The organism is Solilutibacter silvestris (assembly GCF_002895945.1).
Classification (GTDB): domain Bacteria; phylum Pseudomonadota; class Gammaproteobacteria; order Xanthomonadales; family Xanthomonadaceae; genus Solilutibacter; species Solilutibacter silvestris.
In genome coordinates, this window is the sequence record NZ_NPZB01000001.1 from 1,360,641 (window position 1) to 1,377,665 (window position 17,025).

Sequence of the window (17,025 nt, forward strand, 5' to 3'; positions counted from 1 at the left end):
TGCGGATCCCGGCGCGGTAGGTCATTCTTTGCTGGCCGCTGAACCGGCCGTTCACGGTTGCTCGAAAATGACCGAAGCGTTATGGTAGCGTTAACGCTGTCTTCACCGAACGGTTCCTAGAGTCGTCCCGGTAGGTCGAACGGCCGCGTGCCGTTTGTTGCAAAAAACGATATTCGCTTAACCAACAAGTTGTTTCATTACGATGATTAAGGAGCTCAAATGAACAAGAAACTCCTCTGTGCCGCGTTGTTGTGCGGTCTGGGCGTTGCGCAGGGTGCGTCTGCCCAGCAGTTTGACGACCGCTGGTACGTTTCCGCTGCCACCGGTGTGAACTTCCAGGACAAGAACCGCGACACCCAGGATGCGATCTTTGGCATGTTGGGCTTCGGCAAGTTCTGGACCCCGAACTGGTCGACCGACCTCGAACTGAACTACCAGAATCCGGATCTCAAGATGAATCCGAATCTGTGGTGGACCCAGTACGGTGCGACCTTGGCCGCCCGTTACCACTTCCGTCACGCCGACAGCAAGTGGTGGCCGTACCTGAAGGCCGGCATCGGCATGCAGCGCCATGAGCAGCAGTTCGAAGGCGCTTGCGGTACCGGTCTGGTCCCGAACACCAATATCGCCGTGCAGTCCAAGTGCCCGGCCGTCCACAAGGACAACAATGTCGCCGGTGAACTCGGTGCCGGTCTGCAGTTCGACTTCGGCCGCGTGAACCTGCGTACTGAAATCGGCGCTCGTGCCGACTTCGACAAGGTCCAGGCTCCGCACAAGGCGGGCGCCGCCGTGGTCGTGCCGGACAGCAAGTACCAGGCGCTGGCCCAGCCGCAGCACAGCCAGTTTGTTGACCTGCTGGCTTCGGTCGGCCTGACCGTGGCCCTGGGCCCGGACAAGGCTGCTCCGGTTGTTGCCCCGCCGCCGCCGGCCCCGGTTCCGACCTGCGCCGACAAGGACAGCGATGGTGACGGCGTCAACGATTGCGACGACAAGTGCCCGAACACCCCGGCCGGCACGATCGTTGGTCCGGATGGTTGCCCGAAGCCGGTCGCCATCGACCTGAAGGGCGTCAACTTCAACTTCGACTATCCGAAGCGCAACTGGAAGGGCAAGCTGGCCACCGCCGGTCTGGTCGCCGGTTCGACCGAAACGCTGGACCAGGCTATCTCGGTCCTGCAGGCCAACCCGTCGCTGCGTGTTGAAGTCGCCGGTCACACCGACTTGTGCGGTTCCGACGCCTACAACCAGTCTCTGTCGGAGCGTCGCGCTCGCGTCGTGTACGACTACCTGACCTCGCACGGCGTCGACGCCGGTCGCTTGGCTGGTCCGGTCGGTTACGGCGAGAGCCGTCCGCTGGTCCAGACCCCGCAGACCAAGCCGGAGTGCAAGAACGAGACCAACCGTCGTACCGAGCTGAACGTTCAGCACTGATCGCGGTTTGCTCCAAGGCAACACACGAAACCCGGCTTCGGCCGGGTTTCGTTTTTTCGCGACACGAAGTTACACTTCCGGCTTGACTCGCTGGAGACTCGCAGAATGAAACACGTACGCCACGCATCCATTGCATTCCTGACCGCGTGCGGTGTGTTCTCCGCGATGAGCGCATCCGCGCAACAAGCGAATTGCACCGACGTACCGCAATCGATGCCGCTCGGCAGCGACGTGCTGGCTCCGATGGCCGCGGAAGTGCGTCCGATCATCGCGGCGCAACTGGGTTCGCCGAGCGGCGTACTCACGCAGGCCTACGATCAGGCGATGTCGGCCGACATGGTGGTGCTGCGCCTGCGCGTGGACACCTGTCGCAAGATCGCCGCGACGCTGCCATCACCGTCCCCGGCCAATCCCAATGATCCCGCCAACTACAAGCCGCAATCGCAATGGGACAACTCGCCGTGGCGATTCAACATGCAGAAGGGCATGACCGCCGTCGAGTTCGAGGCGTGGATGAAGTCGAAAGGGCTGCATGTCTCCAAGGGGCCGCCGAAACCGGAGGCAACTCCGGCGGCTGATGTTCAAGGCCAGCCTGCAGTCAATGGCAATCCGCCGCAGCAGACCCCGGCACCTGTGCCCGTCCAGAAACCCTGATCGTGGCCGCGGGTTCGCGCCACGGATTGGCGCGCATCCTGTCGAAACGCGGGCTGTGTTCGCGCAGTGAAGCGGAACGCTGGATCCGCGAAGGTCGCGTCCGCGTGCAGGGGCGCATCGTCCGCGATCCCGAACGCCCGACATGGCTGGACGAAGCCGGCATCGAGATCGAAGGCGCGGATGCCAGTGCGCAGCTTCGGCGCTGTTTCATGCTCAACAAGCCGCGCGGGCTGGTGACCACCGCGCGCGATGAACGCGGTCGCGATACGGTCTATCGCTGCTTCGATGGCGCGGATCTGGGCTGGGTCGCGCCGGTCGGGCGTCTCGACCAGGCCAGCGAGGGCCTGCTGCTGTTCACCAACGATCCGGGGTGGGCGAGTGCGATCAACGGTCCGCAGCGCGGCCCCGACAAGACCTATCACGTGCAGGTGGACTGCGTTCCGTCGCAGGATCAGCTCGCGGCACTTTCCAGCGGGGTGGAATGCGACGACGCGATGCTGGCGGCGAAATCGGCGTCGTTGTTGCGCAGCGGCGGCAAGACGGCGTGGCTGGAGATCGTGCTCGACGAAGGACGCAATCGCCAGATCCGGCGGATGCTGGCGGCGCTTGATATCAATGTGCTGCGATTGGTGCGTGTCGCGGTCGGATCGCTGCAACTGGGTGAATTGCCGAAAGGGCAGTGGCGCGAGCTGACGGGCGAGGAGATTGAATCGTTGGCCAGTCAGCCCGGCAATACCCGCGTGCCCATCAACCCTTGATCACGCCCAGTTCGCGACCGATGCGGGTGAAGGCATCGATGGCGCGATCAAGATGCTCGCGGGTATGCGCGGCACTCATCTGCGTGCGGATGCGCGCCTGTCCCTTCGGCACCACCGGGAAGAAGAAACCGATCGCGTAGATGCCTTCCTCCAGCAACCGTGCCGCGAATTTCTGCGCCAGCGGGGCGTCGTAAAGCATCACCGGCGCGATCGGATGCACGCCGGGCCGGATGTCGAAACCGCGCGCGGCCATCTGCTCGCGGAAGTACGCGGTGTTCGCGGCGAGGTGTTCGCGCAGCTCGCCAGCACTGGACAACATCTCGAAGGCCTTGATGCCGGCAGCAGCCACGTGTGGCGGCAGCGAGTTGGAGAACAGGTACGGGCGCGAGCGCTGGCGCAACAGTTCGATCACTTCCTTCTTCGCCGTGGTGAAACCGCCCAGCGCACCGCCCATCGCCTTGCCGAGCGTGCCGGTGAAGATGTCGATCTTGTCCATTACGCCTTTCACTTCGGCGGAACCGCGACCGGTCTTGCCGAGGAAGCCGGTGGCGTGGCATTCGTCGATGTGGACGAGGGCGCCATACTTCTGCGCCAGTGCGGTGATTTCATCGAGCGGGGCGATGAAGCCGTCCATCGAGAACACGCCGTCGCTGGTGATCATGATGGTGCGCGCGCCGTCGGCCTTGGCCTGCTTCAGCTGCACCTCGAGATCGGCCATGTCGCAGTTGGCGTAGCGATAGCGCTTGGCCTTGCACAGGCGCACGCCGTCGATGATCGACGCGTGGTTGAGCGCGTCGGAGATGATCGCGTCGTGTTCGTCCAGCAATGGTTCGAACAGGCCGCCATTGGCATCGAAGCAGGCGGCATAGAGGATGGTGTCCTCGGTGCCGAAGAAATCGGAGATGGTTTTCTCCAACTGCTTGTGCAGGTCCTGGGTGCCGCAGATGAAGCGCACCGAGGCCATGCCGAAGCCGTGGCTGTCGAGCGCGTCCTTGGCGGCCTGGATGATGCCGGGATGATCGGCGAGGCCGAGATAGTTGTTGGCGCAGAAGTTCAGCACCTTGCGGCCGTCTTCCAGCGTGATTTCCGCGGACTGCGGGCTGGCGATGATGCGTTCGCTCTTGAACAACCCGGCGTCGCGGATTTCATCGAGGGTGTGCGAATAACGTTCGGTCAGGGACATGATGGGTTCCGTCAGTTCCAGCTCAATACAACCTTGCCCGACTTGCCGGATTCCATCAGGTCGAAACCCTTCTGGAATTCGTCGATCGGCAACTGATGCGTCAATGCCTTGCCCAGCGGGAAACCGCCGAGCACGAGCTGCGTCATCTTGTACCAGGTCTCGTACATCTTGCGGCCGTAGATGCCGTGCAGGGTCAGGCCCTTGAAGATGACCTTGTCCCAGTCGATGCCGGTGCCGTTGGGCATGATGCCGAGCATCGCGATGCGGCCGCCGTGGTACATGCAATCGAGCATGTCGGAGAACGCGCGCGGGTTGCCGCTCATTTCCAGGCCGACGTCGAAACCTTCCATGTGCAGGTCGGCCATCACCGATTTCAGCGGGGTGTTGATGACGTTGACCACGCGCGTCGCGCCCATGTCGGCGGCGAGCTTGAGGCGGTAATCGTTGACGTCGGTGACCACGACATTGCGCGCGCCGATGTGCTTGCAGATGCCGGCAGCGATCACGCCGATCGGGCCGGCGCCGGTGATCAGCACGTCTTCGCCGACGACGTCGAATTCCAGCGCGCAGTGCGCAGCATTGCCGTAGGGATCGAAGAACGCGGCGAGTTCGCTCGGGATCTGGTCGGGGATCGGCCAAAGGTTGGTCGCCGGCATCACGATGTATTCGGCGAAGGCACCATTGCGATTGACGCCGATGCCGACGGTGTTCGGGCACAGGTGCTGGCGACCGGCGCGGCAGTTGCGGCAATGCCCGCAGACGATGTGGCCTTCGGCGCTGACGCGCTGGCCGATGTTGTAGCCCTGCACGCCGGGGCCGATTTCGGCGATGCGGCCGACGAATTCGTGGCCGATCACCAGTCCCGGCTTGATGGTGCGCTGGCTCCAGTCGTCCCACAGGTAGATGTGCAGGTCGGTGCCGCAGATCGCCGTTTTCTCGACCTTGATCAGCACTTCATTTGGGCCGGGCGACGGCACCGGCACCTCTTCCATCCAGATGCCCTTGGCGGCCTGGCGTTTCACCAGGGCTTTCATGGTCGATTGGGTCATGACAGTGCTGCGCTGCGGAAGATGCGGCATTTTACCGCCGGACGCCGCTCAGGTTCGAAATGGTCTAATGCAGGGACGTTTCGATTTTCCGGAGAGATGCGATGCGCAAGACGCTGGTGGCTGCCGTTGCGGCAGTGATCGTTGGCATTCCTGTGGCGCAGGCGGGCGAGGGGATGTGGACGCCGCAGCAGTTGCCGGAGATTTCGCGGGCATTGAAGGATGCCGGGCTCAAGCTCGATCCCAATCAATTGGCCGATCTCACCGGCGATCCGCTGGGTGCGGTGGTGTCGCTGGGTGGTTGCACCGCCAGTTTCGTCTCGCCGCAGGGCTTGGTCGCGACCAACCATCACTGCGCGTACGGCGCGATCCAGCTCAATTCCAGCGCGAAGTCGAACCTGATGGCGACCGGCTTCAACGCGAAAACGATGGCCGATGAAGTGAGCGCGGGTCCGGCGCAGCGCATTTATGCACTGGAACGTATCGATGACGTGACGTCGCAGGTACGCGCGGCCATCACCGCCGCGAAAACGCCGATCGAGCGCACGCGCGCGGTGGAAACGCTGGAAAAGCAGCTGCTCTCTGTCTGCGAAACCGGTGGCGGCTATCGCTGTCGTCTCTACAGCTTCATGGGCGGAAATACCTATCGCCTGTTCAAGTATCTGGAAATCCGGGACGTGCGCCTGGTCTATGCGCCGCCGTCATCGATCGGCAATTTCGGTGGCGAGGTCGACAACTGGATGTGGCCGCGCCACGCCGGCGATTTTTCCTTCCTGCGTGCCTATGTCGGCAAGGATGGCAAACCGGCGGCGTACAGCAAGGACAATGTGCCGTATCGCCCCAAGCATTGGCTGAAGATCGCCGATCAACCGTTGCTAGCCGGCGATTTCGTGATGGTGGCGGGCTATCCGGGCACGACCAGCCGCTATGCCTTGGTGGATGAGTTCCAGAACACACAGGATTGGCTGTATCCGACCATCAGCCGCACCTACAAGGAACTGGTGGCGATGGTGCAGGCGACCGGCGCGAAGAATCCCGATGTCGCGGTGAAGTACGCCAGCACCATGCGCGGCTGGGAAAACACCCTGAAGAATTTCGATGGGCAACTGGAAGGGTTCCGCCGCACCAATGCGTTGGCGACCAAGCAGGCGGAAGAATCCGCGGTGCTGGCATGGCTGAAGAAGCAACGTCGATCGGGCGAAGCGGCGCTGGCGGCGTACAACACCATCGAAACGTTGAACGTGCAGTCGGCGAAGACCCGCGAACGTGACCTGACGCTACCGCAGGTCGGTGGGACGTTGGGCAGCACCGCGGTGCAGTTGTATCGCCTGTCGATCGAGCGCGCCAAGCCCGATGCACAGCGCGAAGCCGGCTATCAGCAGCGCGATGTCGCCGGGATCGAGGCGATGCTCAAGCAGATGGATCGCCGCTACGACGCCGGCATGGACAGCCAGTTGCAGGCGTACTGGCTGAATCGCTACGCGCGCTTGCCTGCCGACCAGCATGTCGACGCGTTGGACGGCTGGATCGCCGGCAGCGATGCCAAGGCCATCGCTGATGCCGTCGCGCGCATGCACAAGAGTGCGCTGGGCAAGGACGCCGAGCGCATGAAATGGCTCAGTGCCGATCGTGCCGCGTTCGAGGCGAGCAATGATCCGGCGATCAAGTACGCGGTGGCAGTGATGCCGACGCTGCTGAAGCTGGAGGAAGCGCGCAAGACCCGTGCCGGCGAATTGCTGGCGGCGCGACCGGTGTATCTGAAGGCGCTGGCCGATTACCGCAAGGCGCATGGCAAGGCGGTGTATCCGGATGCCAATTCCTCGTTGCGCATCACCTTCGGCAAGGTGACCGGATACACCAAGCTGGATGGCAGCAAGCAGGCGCCGTTCACGGTGGTCGAGGAGATCGTGGCGAAGACCACCGGCAAGGAGCCGTTCGACACGCCGAAGGCGGTGCTCGATGCGATCAAGGCCAAGCGCTATGCCGGATTGATCGATCCGAAGCTCGGCAGCGTGCCAGTCGATTTCCTCTCCGATCTCGATATCACCGGCGGCAATTCGGGGTCGCCGGTGCTGGATGCGCACGGCAAGCTGGTGGGCCTGGCGTTCGACGGGAATTGGGAATCGGTGGCGTCGAACTGGGTGTTCGATCCAGTGATGACGCGGATGATCGCGATGGATCAGCGTTACATGCGCTGGGTGATGACCGTGGTCGATCCGGCGCCGCAGCTGTTGCAGGAAATGGGCGTTCCGGCGGGGAAGTGACCCCGCGCGCGGAGCACCGGCTATCAAGGCACGCGCTGGCTGGCGTGGCCGGTCAGACCCACTGCGCGGGACGCCGTGAATCCGTCCATGGAGGCTCGACTCGGCCCGCTGCGCGGGACCGGCCACTCGCTTGCGCTCGTGGCGTTCGGAATGGCCACGCGGCATGCCGCGTAAGCGGCGCTCCCTCACCCATGCCTCGTATGCCCGCGCATTGGGCAGACCGCCCACTTGCCGCGCGCGTGTTGTGACTTCATCGCAGCGACGAAACGCTGCCCGCCCGGCAGCGCCTGCGCGGTGGGTCCCCATGGCCGACCATTCCGCCGCATGGATGCGGCGGCTGAGCCTACATGGATGTATTCACGGTCGCGGTCATAGGAACGCCCAAGCGGGCGCACGCCGGGTGCGAGAAAGCCGATCCCTTGCGCCGTTCGGGATAACAGCGTACTCAACCAGCGCGTGCACGCTCTATAGACCGTAATCCAGATCGTAGAAATGCACGCCACCCTCGACGCGAATTTTCATGCTGCCGCGGATGCCTTCGAGCTCGCCACTGCCCGAACTTGGCACGATGGTGACGTCAAGCGAAATATCGCCGCCATCCATGATCCCGCGATGGCAGGTCATGAAGCTGCCGGCGCGACCATCCAGCGTTCCGGCGATGCGCTCGATCGCCACGTAGGCGGCGGAACCGCTGGCGGGATTGCCCGCTGAAATCATCTGCACCACGCTGGTGGCCGCCAACGACCCGCTGAATTGCTTGTCGAAACGGAAACTGCCGGTCTGCGCGCCATCGCCGAGGTCAAGCCCCGGTTCCTGTTTCATCTGCAGGGTGAAGGATCCGGTGGCGATCGGCATGGCCAGCTTCCGCGTGATGGGGAATGCGGACTATAGCGGCGGTTCGCCGCTGGCTGCCATCGCGTCGATAATGTGCGCATGAGCGATTCCCTGCAGCACTGGTTGGTGCGACTCCAGCGCCAGCATCCCACCGCCATCGAACTCGGACTGGAACGCGTGCGCGAAGTCGCCGTGCGCATGCAGTTGCCGAAACCGGCGCCGTGCGTGATCACCGTCGGCGGCACCAATGGCAAGGGCTCGACCGTCGCCTTCATCGAAGCGATCGCGCGTGCGACCGGATTGCGCGTGGGCGCGTATACCTCGCCGCACATCCTGCGCTACAACGAGCGCGTGCGCATCGATGGCGTGGATGCCGGCGATGCCGAACTGGTCGCCGCGTTCGAAGCGATCGAGGCCGCGCGCGGTGACATCTCGCTGACCTATTTCGAAGCGGGCACGCTGGCGGCACTGTGGCTGTTCGCGCGGGCGAAGCTCGATCTCGCCATCCTCGAAGTCGGCCTCGGCGGGCGGCTGGACGCGGTGAACATCGTCGATGCCGACGTCGCCGTGATCACCACCGTCGATCTCGATCACATGGACTGGTTGGGCGAAGATCGCGAGGACATCGGCACCGAGAAGGCCGGCATCGCGCGGGCATGGAAACCGCTGATCTTGGGCGATGATGATCCGCCGGCCAGCGTGTTGCGGCGTGCCTACGCCATCGGTGCATCGTCATTGCGGATCGGCTGCGATTTCTTCAAGGAACATATCGATGCCGATGCATGGCGCTGGCGCGAGCCGGGATTGACCCTGGAGTTGCCGATGCCGGTGCTCCCCGCACCCGTGCAACTGCGCAATGCTGCGGTAGCAATCGCCGCGTTGCGCGCATCCGGACTCGACATTCCAGACACCGCGTGGGCGCTAGGAATCGCAACGGCGCATGTCCAGGGTCGCTTGCAACGGCTTGAACGCGACGGCGTCGAGGTCTGGCTGGACGTCGGTCACAACCCGCAGGCCGCGCGCGCGTTGGCCGAATGGCTGCAAGGTCAACCGAAACAGGGTCGCACCCACGCGATTTACGCCGCACTGGCCGACAAGGATGCCGCGGGCGTCACCGCACCACTCGCCGCGCACGTCGATGACTGGCATCTGGCCGGGTTGGACGTCGAGGGGCGTGCGCAGAGCGCCGAGGCGCTATCGACGCGCGTGAACTTGCCCGGGGCTACGCTGCACGGCGATGTCGGGGATGCACTGCGGCAGGTCCGGGGCAGCGCCAAAGCGGGCGATCGGGTGCTGGTGTTCGGCTCCTTCCACACCGTCGAGGCGGCGTTGCGATCCCTGCGTTCAGCGCAGCGGGGGGAAGTGGGTGCTCGCGCACCGCTATAATCGCCACAAACTTGCTGCGAGCCCGCGCGCCGAATGGATCGTCCAGTGAAACAGCGCCTCTGGGGCGCCGCCGTGTTGATCGCGTTGGCGGTCATTTTCCTGCCCATGCTGGTCAAGGGACCGGCGCCCGATAGCGGCGTGTCCGATGTGCCGCTGGACTCGCCCAAGGCGCCCGACGCCACGGTCAAGACCCAGGAACTGCCGCTGGACGTGCCAGGTGCCGTGGGCAAGGCCGGAGCGACTGGAATGCCCGCAGCGCAGGCCGACCCTGCGATCCAAGCCACTGCGGCCGCCGCGAATGCTCCGGTTGCGGCCGCGACGCCTGCGGCGAATTACAGCAAACCTTCCCCGGCCATGGCCGCCGGCGATTACGCCGTCAACTTCGGCAGCTATGGCAGCAGCGCCGACGCCGATCGCGTGGTCCAGGCGCTGACCGGCATCCAGCTGCATGGCTACAGCGAGAAGGTTTCGGTGGGTGGGCGCGATGCCTGGCGCGTGCGCGTCGGACCGTTCCCGACCCGCGAGGCTGCCGAGATCGCGCGCGTGCGCGCCGGGCAGCTCAACGCGCCGGTGAAGGCGCAGGTGATCGCGCTGGATGCGGGTGCAGCGACAACGCCGGTTCCTGCAGCGCCGGTTTCGACCTCCCCTGCAGCTGCTGCTTCGCATCCCGTTGCGGACGGCAAGCCGATTGAATCTCAGCCGCGTGTCCCCACATCAGCTGAGACGAAACCGAAAGCAACGACCCAGCCCAAGCCGGAAAAAGCGGTGGCAGCGAAGCCGACCAAGCCGCAGCCGACGGAACCAGCGACGGAGGATGCAGCGCAGCCCGCCGCGGCGAAACAGGATCAACCAACACACGATCAACCGAAGCCCGAGCCCAAGCCTGCCGACAAGCCAGCTGCTTCCGGAACGGGTTTTGCGGTGCAGCTCGGCGCGTTCGCCAATGCTGCCGACGCCACCGCGCTGCGCGACAAGGCGCGTGCCGCCGGATTCAGCGCCACCACGGACACGGTCAATACCGACAAGGGCGTGTTGACGCGCGTGCGCCTCGGGCCGGTGGTCGGTCGCGATGCGGCGGAATCGCTGAAGGCACGAGCGCAAGCCAAACTGGGCGTGGGCGGCATCATCCGACCCAGCCCCTGAGGACAGACAACGATGTGCGGAATCATGGGCATCGTCGGGACGCAGGACGTCGCGGCGCAACTGTATGACGGACTCACGGTGCTGCAGCATCGCGGGCAGGATGCGGCCGGCATCGCCACCAGCAACGGCAATGTCTTGCGCGTCAACAAGGGCAAGGGCCTGGTCAGCGACGTCTTCGATGCAGCATCGATGGCGCAGTTGCACGGCAGCATGGGCATCGCCCATTGCCGTTATCCCACCGCCGGCAGCGATGGCAGCGACGAGGCGCAACCGTTCTATGTCAACGCGCCTTACGGCATCGCGCTGGCGCACAACGGCAACCTGATCAATACCGAAGCCTTGCGTCGCGAAGTGATCGAACAGGATCGCCGCGGACTCAACACCACGTCCGACTCGGAAGTGCTGCTCAACGTCTTCGCGCACGAGCTCGACGCGCAACACGGGCTGTCGCCGGACGCAGTCTTCCGCGCGGTCGAAGGCGTGATGCGGCGGGCCAAGGGCGGTTACGCCGTGGTTTGCATGGTGATGGAGCTGGGCCTGGTCGCCTTCCGCGATCCCAATGCAATTCGCCCGCTGGTGCTCGGCAAGCGCGAGACGGCGACCGGCACCGAGTATGCGGTGGCATCGGAATCGGTGGCGCTGGATCTCGCCGGGTTCGAGCGCGTGCGCGATCTCGCCGCGGGCGAAGTGGTGGTGATCACCCATGACGGGCAACTGCACGCGCGCGTCGTCGCGCAGAACGTGCTGGCGCGCCCCTGCGTGTTCGAATACGTCTATCTGGCCCGTCCCGATTCGATGATGGACAACATCTCGGTGCACAAGGCGCGCATGCGCATGGGCGTGGCGCTGGGCGAGAAGATCCTGCGCGAGCGGCCCGACCATGACATCGACGTGGTGATCCCGATTCCCGATACCAGTCGCGACGCCGCGCTGGAAATCGCCCACGTGCTCGGCGTGAAGTACCGCGAAGGCTTCATCAAGAACCGCTACGTCGGCCGCACCTTCATGATGCCGGGGCAGGGCGAACGCAAGAAGTCGGTGCGTCGCAAGCTCAATCCGATCCCTCTGGAATTCCGTGATCGCGTGGTGCTGCTGGTCGACGATTCGATCGTGCGTGGCACTACCTCGCAGCAGATTGTGCAGATGGCGCGCGATGCCGGCGCCAGGAAGGTCTATCTCGCTTCGGCGGCCCCGCCGGTGCGCTACGCCAACATCTACGGCATCGACATGCCGAATCCGGAAGAACTGATCGCGCACGGACGCAGCGAGAAGGAAATCGAGGAACTGATCGGCTGCGACTGGTTGATCTACCAGGATCTCGCCGATCTCGAAGCGGCGGTCGCCGGCCCGAAGAACCCCGGCATGCATTTCGATACCTCGTGCTTCAGCGGCGAATACGTCACCGGTGTCGCCGATGGCTATTTCGAGGCGTTGCAGGAACACCGTTCCGACGAGGCCAAGGCCAAGCGCCGGGCCTGACGGCGCGCGATGAGCGATCTCCACGCTGCGGCGAAGGCAGTCCTCGACTGCGGCGATATCGAAGGCAAGCCGCGCGTCGCGCGCGCGATGGCGGCGGCGTTTGTGCGGGGTGAACTCGCGGCGAGCGATACATCTCCGCCACCCGAAGCGATCGCGATGCCGGGACGCCCGCGCACACCGAAACTCGTGCATCCGCGCGAATTGCCGCGACGCGGCTTCGGTTCAACGGAAGGACGCGCGGCCTTCATCCATGCCGTCGCCCACATCGAATTCAACGCCATCGATCTCGCCTGCGACGCGATCTATCGTTTCCGCGACATGCCGGCGGACTACTACACCGATTGGGCGATGGTCGCCGCCGACGAGGCGCGCCACTTCATGATGCTGCGCGAGCGCCTGCGCGCGTTCGGCCACGACTATGGCGACTTCGATGCCCACAATGGGCTATGGGAGATGGCGGAAAAAACCGCGCACGACGGCCTCGCGCGGATGGCGCTGGTGCCGCGCGTGCTGGAAGCGCGTGGGCTCGACGTGACCCCGGGGATGATCGTGAAGTTGCGTGCGCTGGGTGACGATGCAACCGTCGGCATCCTTGAAATCATCCTGCGCGAAGAGATCGCGCATGTCGCGGCGGGATCGCGCTGGTATCGCTGGCACTGCGAACGTGCGGGCGTCGAACCGCGAATGCGTTTCCGCGAATTGTTGAAGGCGTACGCCAGCGGCGTATTGCGCAAGCCATTCAACATCGAGGCGCGGGCGCAGGCCGGCTTCGATCCGGAAGAACTGGAAAGCCTGCTGGCGGAATCGGACTGACGCGATTACGTTGCGAGCGGCAGCGCGTCGAGGGTGAAACCGTCGCGATCAACCCGCAGCACCGAACCCTGTTCGTACCAGTCACCAAGGACGATGCGGGTATTGCCGCCTCCTTCGTCGTGGATCGCCGGGCGATGGGTGTGGCCATGGATCATGCGGCGGATGCCGGTGCGCGCGAACATCGCCTGCACTGCGTCGGGAGCGACATCGCCGATGGTTTCCGCCATGCCGTTCGACACCAGTTCGCCATAACGCGCCTTGCTCGCCGCGCGCGCCTGTGCCGCGAAGGCGAGTCGTGCCGGCAACGGTTGTGCGAGGAATTGCGCCTGCCAACGTGGATCGCGGGTCTGGGCGCGGAATTGCTGGTAGGCGGCATCATCGGTACAGAGGGTGTCGCCGTGCAACACCAATGTCGGCGTGCCGTAGAGATCGATGACGGCGGGATCGGGCAGGATCGCCATGCCGGCGCGTCGCGCGTAGTCGTCGTGGAGCAGGAAATCGCGATTGCCGCGGATGAAGGACACCGGGACGCCACTGTCGTGCAACTCACGCAGTTTGGTGGCCACCAGTGCGCCGGCCGGGGAGGGATCGTCATCGCCGACCCAGGCTTCGAACAGGTCGCCGAGGATGTAGAGCGCATCGGCGCCGCGCGCTTCGCCATCGATGAAGCGACCGAACAGTTCGGTGATTTCCGGGCGTTCGGGGTCGAGATGGAGATCGGAAATGAAGTACGTGGCCATGAGGCTAAAATATACCAATGACCGTCCGCACCCGTTTCGCCCCCAGTCCCACCGGCTACCTCCACATCGGCGGCGCGCGCACCGCGCTGTATTGCTGGCTGGCCTCGCGCCACTCGAATGGGCAGTTCGTCCTGCGCATCGAGGACACCGATCGCGAACGCAGCACCCAGGGCGCGATCGACGCCATCCTCGACGCGATGGACTGGCTTGGCCTCGGCTACGACGAAGGCCCGATCTACCAGACCGATCGCCTCGATCGTTATCGCGAAGTGGCCGAGCAGATGGTCGCTGCCGGCAGCGCGTACTACGCTTATGAAACGAAGGAAGAACTCGAAGCGATGCGCGAAGCGGCGATGGCGGCGGGCGAGAAGCCGCGCTACAGCGGCCGTTATCGTGACGAAAAAGCCGAATGGCGTGACGATCCCAACCGCGTGATCCGCTTCCGCAATCCGCGCGAAGGCAGCGTGGTGTTCGACGATCACGTCAAGGGCCGCATCGAGTGGCAGAACAGCGAACTCGATGACCTGGTGATCTTCCGCAGCGACGGTTATCCCACCTACAACTTCGCCGTTGTCGTCGACGATCTCGACATGGGCATCACCGACGTGGTGCGCGGCGACGATCATGTCAACAACACGCCGCGCCAGATCAACATCTACCGCGCCTTGGGCAAGGAACCGCCCCGTTTCGCCCATCTGCCGATGATCCTCGACGAACAGGGGGCAAAGCTCAGCAAGCGCACCGGCGCCGCCGACGTGATGCAGTATCGCGATGCCGGTTACCTGCCGCATGCGTTGCTCAACTACCTGGCGCGCCTCGGCTGGTCGCATGGTGACCAGGAAATCTTCTCGATCGCCGAACTGATCGCACTGTTCGAGTTGAAGGACGTCAATGCCAAGGCTGCGCGCCTCGACATGGCCAAGCTCGGCTGGCTCAACCAGCAATACCTGAAGAACGACGATCCCGACGCAGTGGCGAAGCACCTGCTGTGGCATCTGCAACAGGCCGGTTACGACCTGGCGCATGGACCGAAACCTGCGGACCTCGTCATCGCGCTGCGCGAACGCGTGCAGACGCTGAAGGAAATGGCGGAGAAATCCGCGGTGTGGTTCGGTCCGCTGCAACACTACGATGAAGCCGCGGTCGCCAAGCATCTCAAGCCGGAAGCACGGCCGGCGCTGGAAGAGGCGCGTCGTCGCCTCGCCGCGCTCGCGGAATGGAGTGCTGCGTCGGTCGGCGAAGCCCTGCATCAGGCCGCGGAAACCTGCGGCGTCGGCATGGGCAAGGTGGCGCAGCCGTTGCGCGTCGCCGTCACCGGAACCCAGGTGAGCCCCGACATCAGCCATACCGTCTATCTGTGCGGGCAGGCCGAGGCGCTGGTCCGGATCGACGCCGCGCTGGGGAAAATCGCGCAGGGTTGAGTCGCGCCATCGACGGCCCCATCATCCACACCATGGAACACCACCACTGCACCGACCCTTCGCATCACGTCGATGATGCCGGCAGCTTCATCGCCGCGGTGCAGCGCGCCTGCACCCAGCGCGGGTTGCGCCTGACCCCGATCCGCGAACACGTGCTGGCGCTGATCGCCGCTGCCGGCCAGCCGATCAAGGCCTACGACCTGCTCGATCTGGTCCGCGATGGCGACGGCCCCGGCGCCGCCGCACCGCCGACCATCTACCGCGCGCTCGATTTCCTGCTCGCCAATGGCTTCATCCACAAGCTGGAATCGGTCAACGCCTTCGTTGCCTGCCACCACCCCAATTCAGCACAGCATTCGGTGCCGTTCCTGATCTGCAGCCGCTGCCATAGCGCGGTGGAACTGGAGGATCGCGGCATCGTCGACCTGCTCGACAGCAAGGCGCGCGAACTGGGCTTCAGCCCGCAGGCGCAGACGTTGGAAGTCCATGGGCTTTGCGCGGCCTGCAGCGCCAAGCAGTAGGAATTCGACGATCAGGCATCGCTGCAGCAGGCGCAACGCGTTCAGCTTGCGGCGAGGGTGAAATGTTATATGATTTCATTCATGAGCCATCTCCCAGCCAGCAATCGTGGTCCCACCCGGGGATGGGTGGACCGCATCGGCGCGACCGGATCATTCCTGTGCGCGATCCACTGCTTGGCCGCGCCGCTTGTATTGGCGCTGATCCCGACGCTGGGCGCGGCTGCGTGGTTCGGTGAGCGGGTCGAGATCGGCTTCGTCCTGTTCGTCACGACAGTGGGCCTGCTCAGCACCGTTTCGGCCTGGATTCGCCATCAACAGCACCATATTCCGGCGATCATGGCGCTCGGCATCGCCATTCTCTGGGCTGGAATCCTGATCCCGAGGCTCCATCACCAGCTGACCTGGCATGTGCTGGCGATGGGTGCGGGCGGCCTGCTGGTCGCTTCGGCGCACCTCGCCAACCTGCGTGCCAGCCGTCGCCACGATTCCGGCCTGTGCTGCGCCGCAGAAGCGCGCTAAAATAGCTGGTCATATCCACACGCCGCGGGCACGTCGAGTCTGCCGGGCATCACTGAACGGAGAATCACGATGGGCAAGGGCGACCGCAAGACCGCCAAAGGCAAGCGTTACAGCAGCAGCTACGGCAATGCCCGCAGCAGCCATGCCGTGACCAAGAGCACGGGCGCCGCTTCCGCGCCGGTGAAGAAGGCCGCCGCCAAGCCGGCTGCCAAAAAGGTTGTGGCGAAGAAGGCGGCTCCGAAAGCCTGATCGGACGTTATCGTTCGATGCATGAAGCCTCGCGTAAGCGAGGCTTCGTTATTTTGGGGTGGATGTTTTTGCGCGATGAATATCCACGACCCATCGACCCGACTCTTTCCTGAATGCGTCATGGGCACGGTGTCAACACGTGGAACGAGCCGACGTTGTTTGTCCTGACATCACTTCAATCTCCAGCAAGGGAATCCAAATGTCGTCACGCATTGCAGGTCTTCTGATCGTCACCGCCACCGTCGTTGTGGCCGCGGGTTGTGTCGAGGAGCGTACGGTGTACAGGCAGCCGCCGCGGCCTGTGCAGCGCGAAGTGATCGTGGAACGCCCGGCTCCGCCACCGGTCGAGGTGGTGGAAGTGATCGCTCCGCAGCCGCCGCCGCCGCGCATCGTGGAAGAAGTGCCGCCGCCGCGTCCCGGTTATATCTGGGCGCATGGTTACTGGCACTGGGATGGCCGGCGCTATGACTTCATGCCGGGTCACTGGGAAGCGGTTCGTCCCGGTTATCGCTACGTGCATCCGCACTGGGAACAGCGCAATGACGGCTGGCACTTCCGCATCGGCGTGTGGGTGAACGGCTGAG

17 protein-coding genes are annotated in these 17,025 nt (G+C 64.3%); 13 read left to right on the plus strand and 4 right to left on the minus strand.

The genetic code is table 11. The annotated features are described in order from the left end of the window. The first annotated feature begins 219 nt into the window (after positions 1-219). From Lysil_RS06190 to Lysil_RS06200, 3 genes are all read left to right on the plus strand, one after another. Entirely contained in the window at positions 220-1,431 is a 1,212-nt protein-coding gene (locus Lysil_RS06190) for an OmpA family protein (RefSeq protein ID WP_103074625.1), read from the plus strand. A 105-nt stretch (positions 1,432-1,536) separates the two neighbouring features. Next, positions 1,537-2,085, plus strand: coding sequence for a hypothetical protein (locus Lysil_RS06195; protein ID WP_129588375.1), 549 nt, complete (start codon positions 1,537-1,539; stop codon positions 2,083-2,085). 2 nt (positions 2,086-2,087) lie between these two features. Further along, positions 2,088-2,843: a pseudouridine synthase gene (locus Lysil_RS06200; protein ID WP_240600190.1), complete on the plus strand. Its 756-nt coding sequence runs from the start codon at positions 2,088-2,090 to the stop codon at positions 2,841-2,843. On the opposite strand, the gene kbl is transcribed toward Lysil_RS06200, so the two are convergent. Together kbl and tdh are read right to left on the minus strand one after the other, a co-directional pair. Further along, positions 2,833-4,026, minus strand: coding sequence for a glycine C-acetyltransferase (kbl, locus tag Lysil_RS06205; RefSeq protein ID WP_103074628.1), 1,194 nt, complete (start codon positions 4,024-4,026; stop codon positions 2,833-2,835). The two genes, Lysil_RS06200 and kbl, sit on opposite strands and share 11 nt — an antisense overlap. An 11-nt stretch (positions 4,027-4,037) precedes the next feature. Next, positions 4,038-5,060 (minus strand): L-threonine 3-dehydrogenase, encoded by a 1,023-nt coding sequence (tdh, locus tag Lysil_RS06210; RefSeq protein WP_103075023.1) that lies wholly within the window; start codon positions 5,058-5,060, stop codon positions 4,038-4,040. A gap of 116 nt (positions 5,061-5,176) precedes the next feature. Between tdh and Lysil_RS06215 the strand changes: the two genes are divergently transcribed. Further along, positions 5,177-7,336, plus strand: a complete 2,160-nt coding sequence (locus Lysil_RS06215) for a S46 family peptidase (RefSeq protein WP_103074629.1) — start codon at positions 5,177-5,179, stop codon at positions 7,334-7,336. Positions 7,337-7,801: 465 nt separating this feature from the next. Here Lysil_RS06215 and Lysil_RS06220 read toward each other — a convergent pair whose 3' ends face one another. Further along, on the minus strand, positions 7,802-8,191 hold the full coding sequence (locus Lysil_RS06220; protein WP_103074630.1) for a DUF3224 domain-containing protein: 390 nt from the start codon (positions 8,189-8,191) through the stop codon (positions 7,802-7,804). 78 nt (positions 8,192-8,269) lie between these two features. Here Lysil_RS06220 and folC point away from each other — a divergent pair, with 78 nt between their 5' ends. From folC to Lysil_RS06240, 4 genes are read left to right on the plus strand one after another with little or no spacing between them, the layout of a single operon-like run. Beyond that, complete coding sequence (gene folC / locus Lysil_RS06225; RefSeq protein ID WP_425477132.1) at positions 8,270-9,556, plus strand: bifunctional tetrahydrofolate synthase/dihydrofolate synthase; 1,287 nt, start codon at positions 8,270-8,272, stop codon at positions 9,554-9,556. Between the two features lie 33 nt (positions 9,557-9,589). Continuing rightward, on the plus strand, positions 9,590-10,699 hold the full coding sequence (locus tag Lysil_RS06230; protein WP_103074632.1) for an SPOR domain-containing protein: 1,110 nt from the start codon (positions 9,590-9,592) through the stop codon (positions 10,697-10,699). A 12-nt stretch (positions 10,700-10,711) separates the two neighbouring features. Continuing rightward, on the plus strand, positions 10,712-12,178 hold the full coding sequence (gene purF / locus Lysil_RS06235) for an amidophosphoribosyltransferase (protein WP_103074633.1): 1,467 nt from the start codon (positions 10,712-10,714) through the stop codon (positions 12,176-12,178). 9 nt (positions 12,179-12,187) lie between these two features. After that, positions 12,188-12,991 (plus strand): ferritin-like domain-containing protein, encoded by an 804-nt coding sequence (locus Lysil_RS06240; RefSeq protein WP_103074634.1) that lies wholly within the window; start codon positions 12,188-12,190, stop codon positions 12,989-12,991. A 5-nt stretch (positions 12,992-12,996) separates the two neighbouring features. Here the strand turns inward: Lysil_RS06240 and lpxH are convergent, their stop codons facing one another. Then, positions 12,997-13,731: a UDP-2,3-diacylglucosamine diphosphatase gene (lpxH, locus tag Lysil_RS06245; RefSeq protein WP_103074635.1), complete on the minus strand. Its 735-nt coding sequence runs from the start codon at positions 13,729-13,731 to the stop codon at positions 12,997-12,999. A 17-nt stretch (positions 13,732-13,748) separates the two neighbouring features. Here lpxH and gltX point away from each other — a divergent pair, with 17 nt between their 5' ends. The 5 genes from gltX (at position 13,749) to Lysil_RS06270 (ending at position 17,024) form a co-directional block, all read left to right on the plus strand. After that, the gene (gltX, locus tag Lysil_RS06250; RefSeq protein ID WP_103074636.1) at positions 13,749-15,152 is read left to right on the plus strand and encodes a glutamate--tRNA ligase; all 1,404 of its coding nucleotides are present in this window, start codon (positions 13,749-13,751) and stop codon (positions 15,150-15,152) included. A 32-nt stretch (positions 15,153-15,184) separates the two neighbouring features. Then, positions 15,185-15,673, plus strand: coding sequence for a transcriptional repressor (locus Lysil_RS06255; protein ID WP_103075024.1), 489 nt, complete (start codon positions 15,185-15,187; stop codon positions 15,671-15,673). Between the two features lie 81 nt (positions 15,674-15,754). Continuing rightward, positions 15,755-16,192, plus strand: coding sequence for a MerC family mercury resistance protein (locus Lysil_RS06260; protein ID WP_103075025.1), 438 nt, complete (start codon positions 15,755-15,757; stop codon positions 16,190-16,192). A gap of 69 nt (positions 16,193-16,261) precedes the next feature. Further along, positions 16,262-16,441, plus strand: coding sequence for a 30S ribosomal protein THX (locus Lysil_RS06265; RefSeq protein ID WP_103074637.1), 180 nt, complete (start codon positions 16,262-16,264; stop codon positions 16,439-16,441). Between the two features lie 199 nt (positions 16,442-16,640). After that, positions 16,641-17,024, plus strand: a complete 384-nt coding sequence (locus Lysil_RS06270; RefSeq protein ID WP_103074638.1) for a YXWGXW repeat-containing protein — start codon at positions 16,641-16,643, stop codon at positions 17,022-17,024. The last annotated feature ends 1 nt before the right edge of the window (position 17,025 follow it).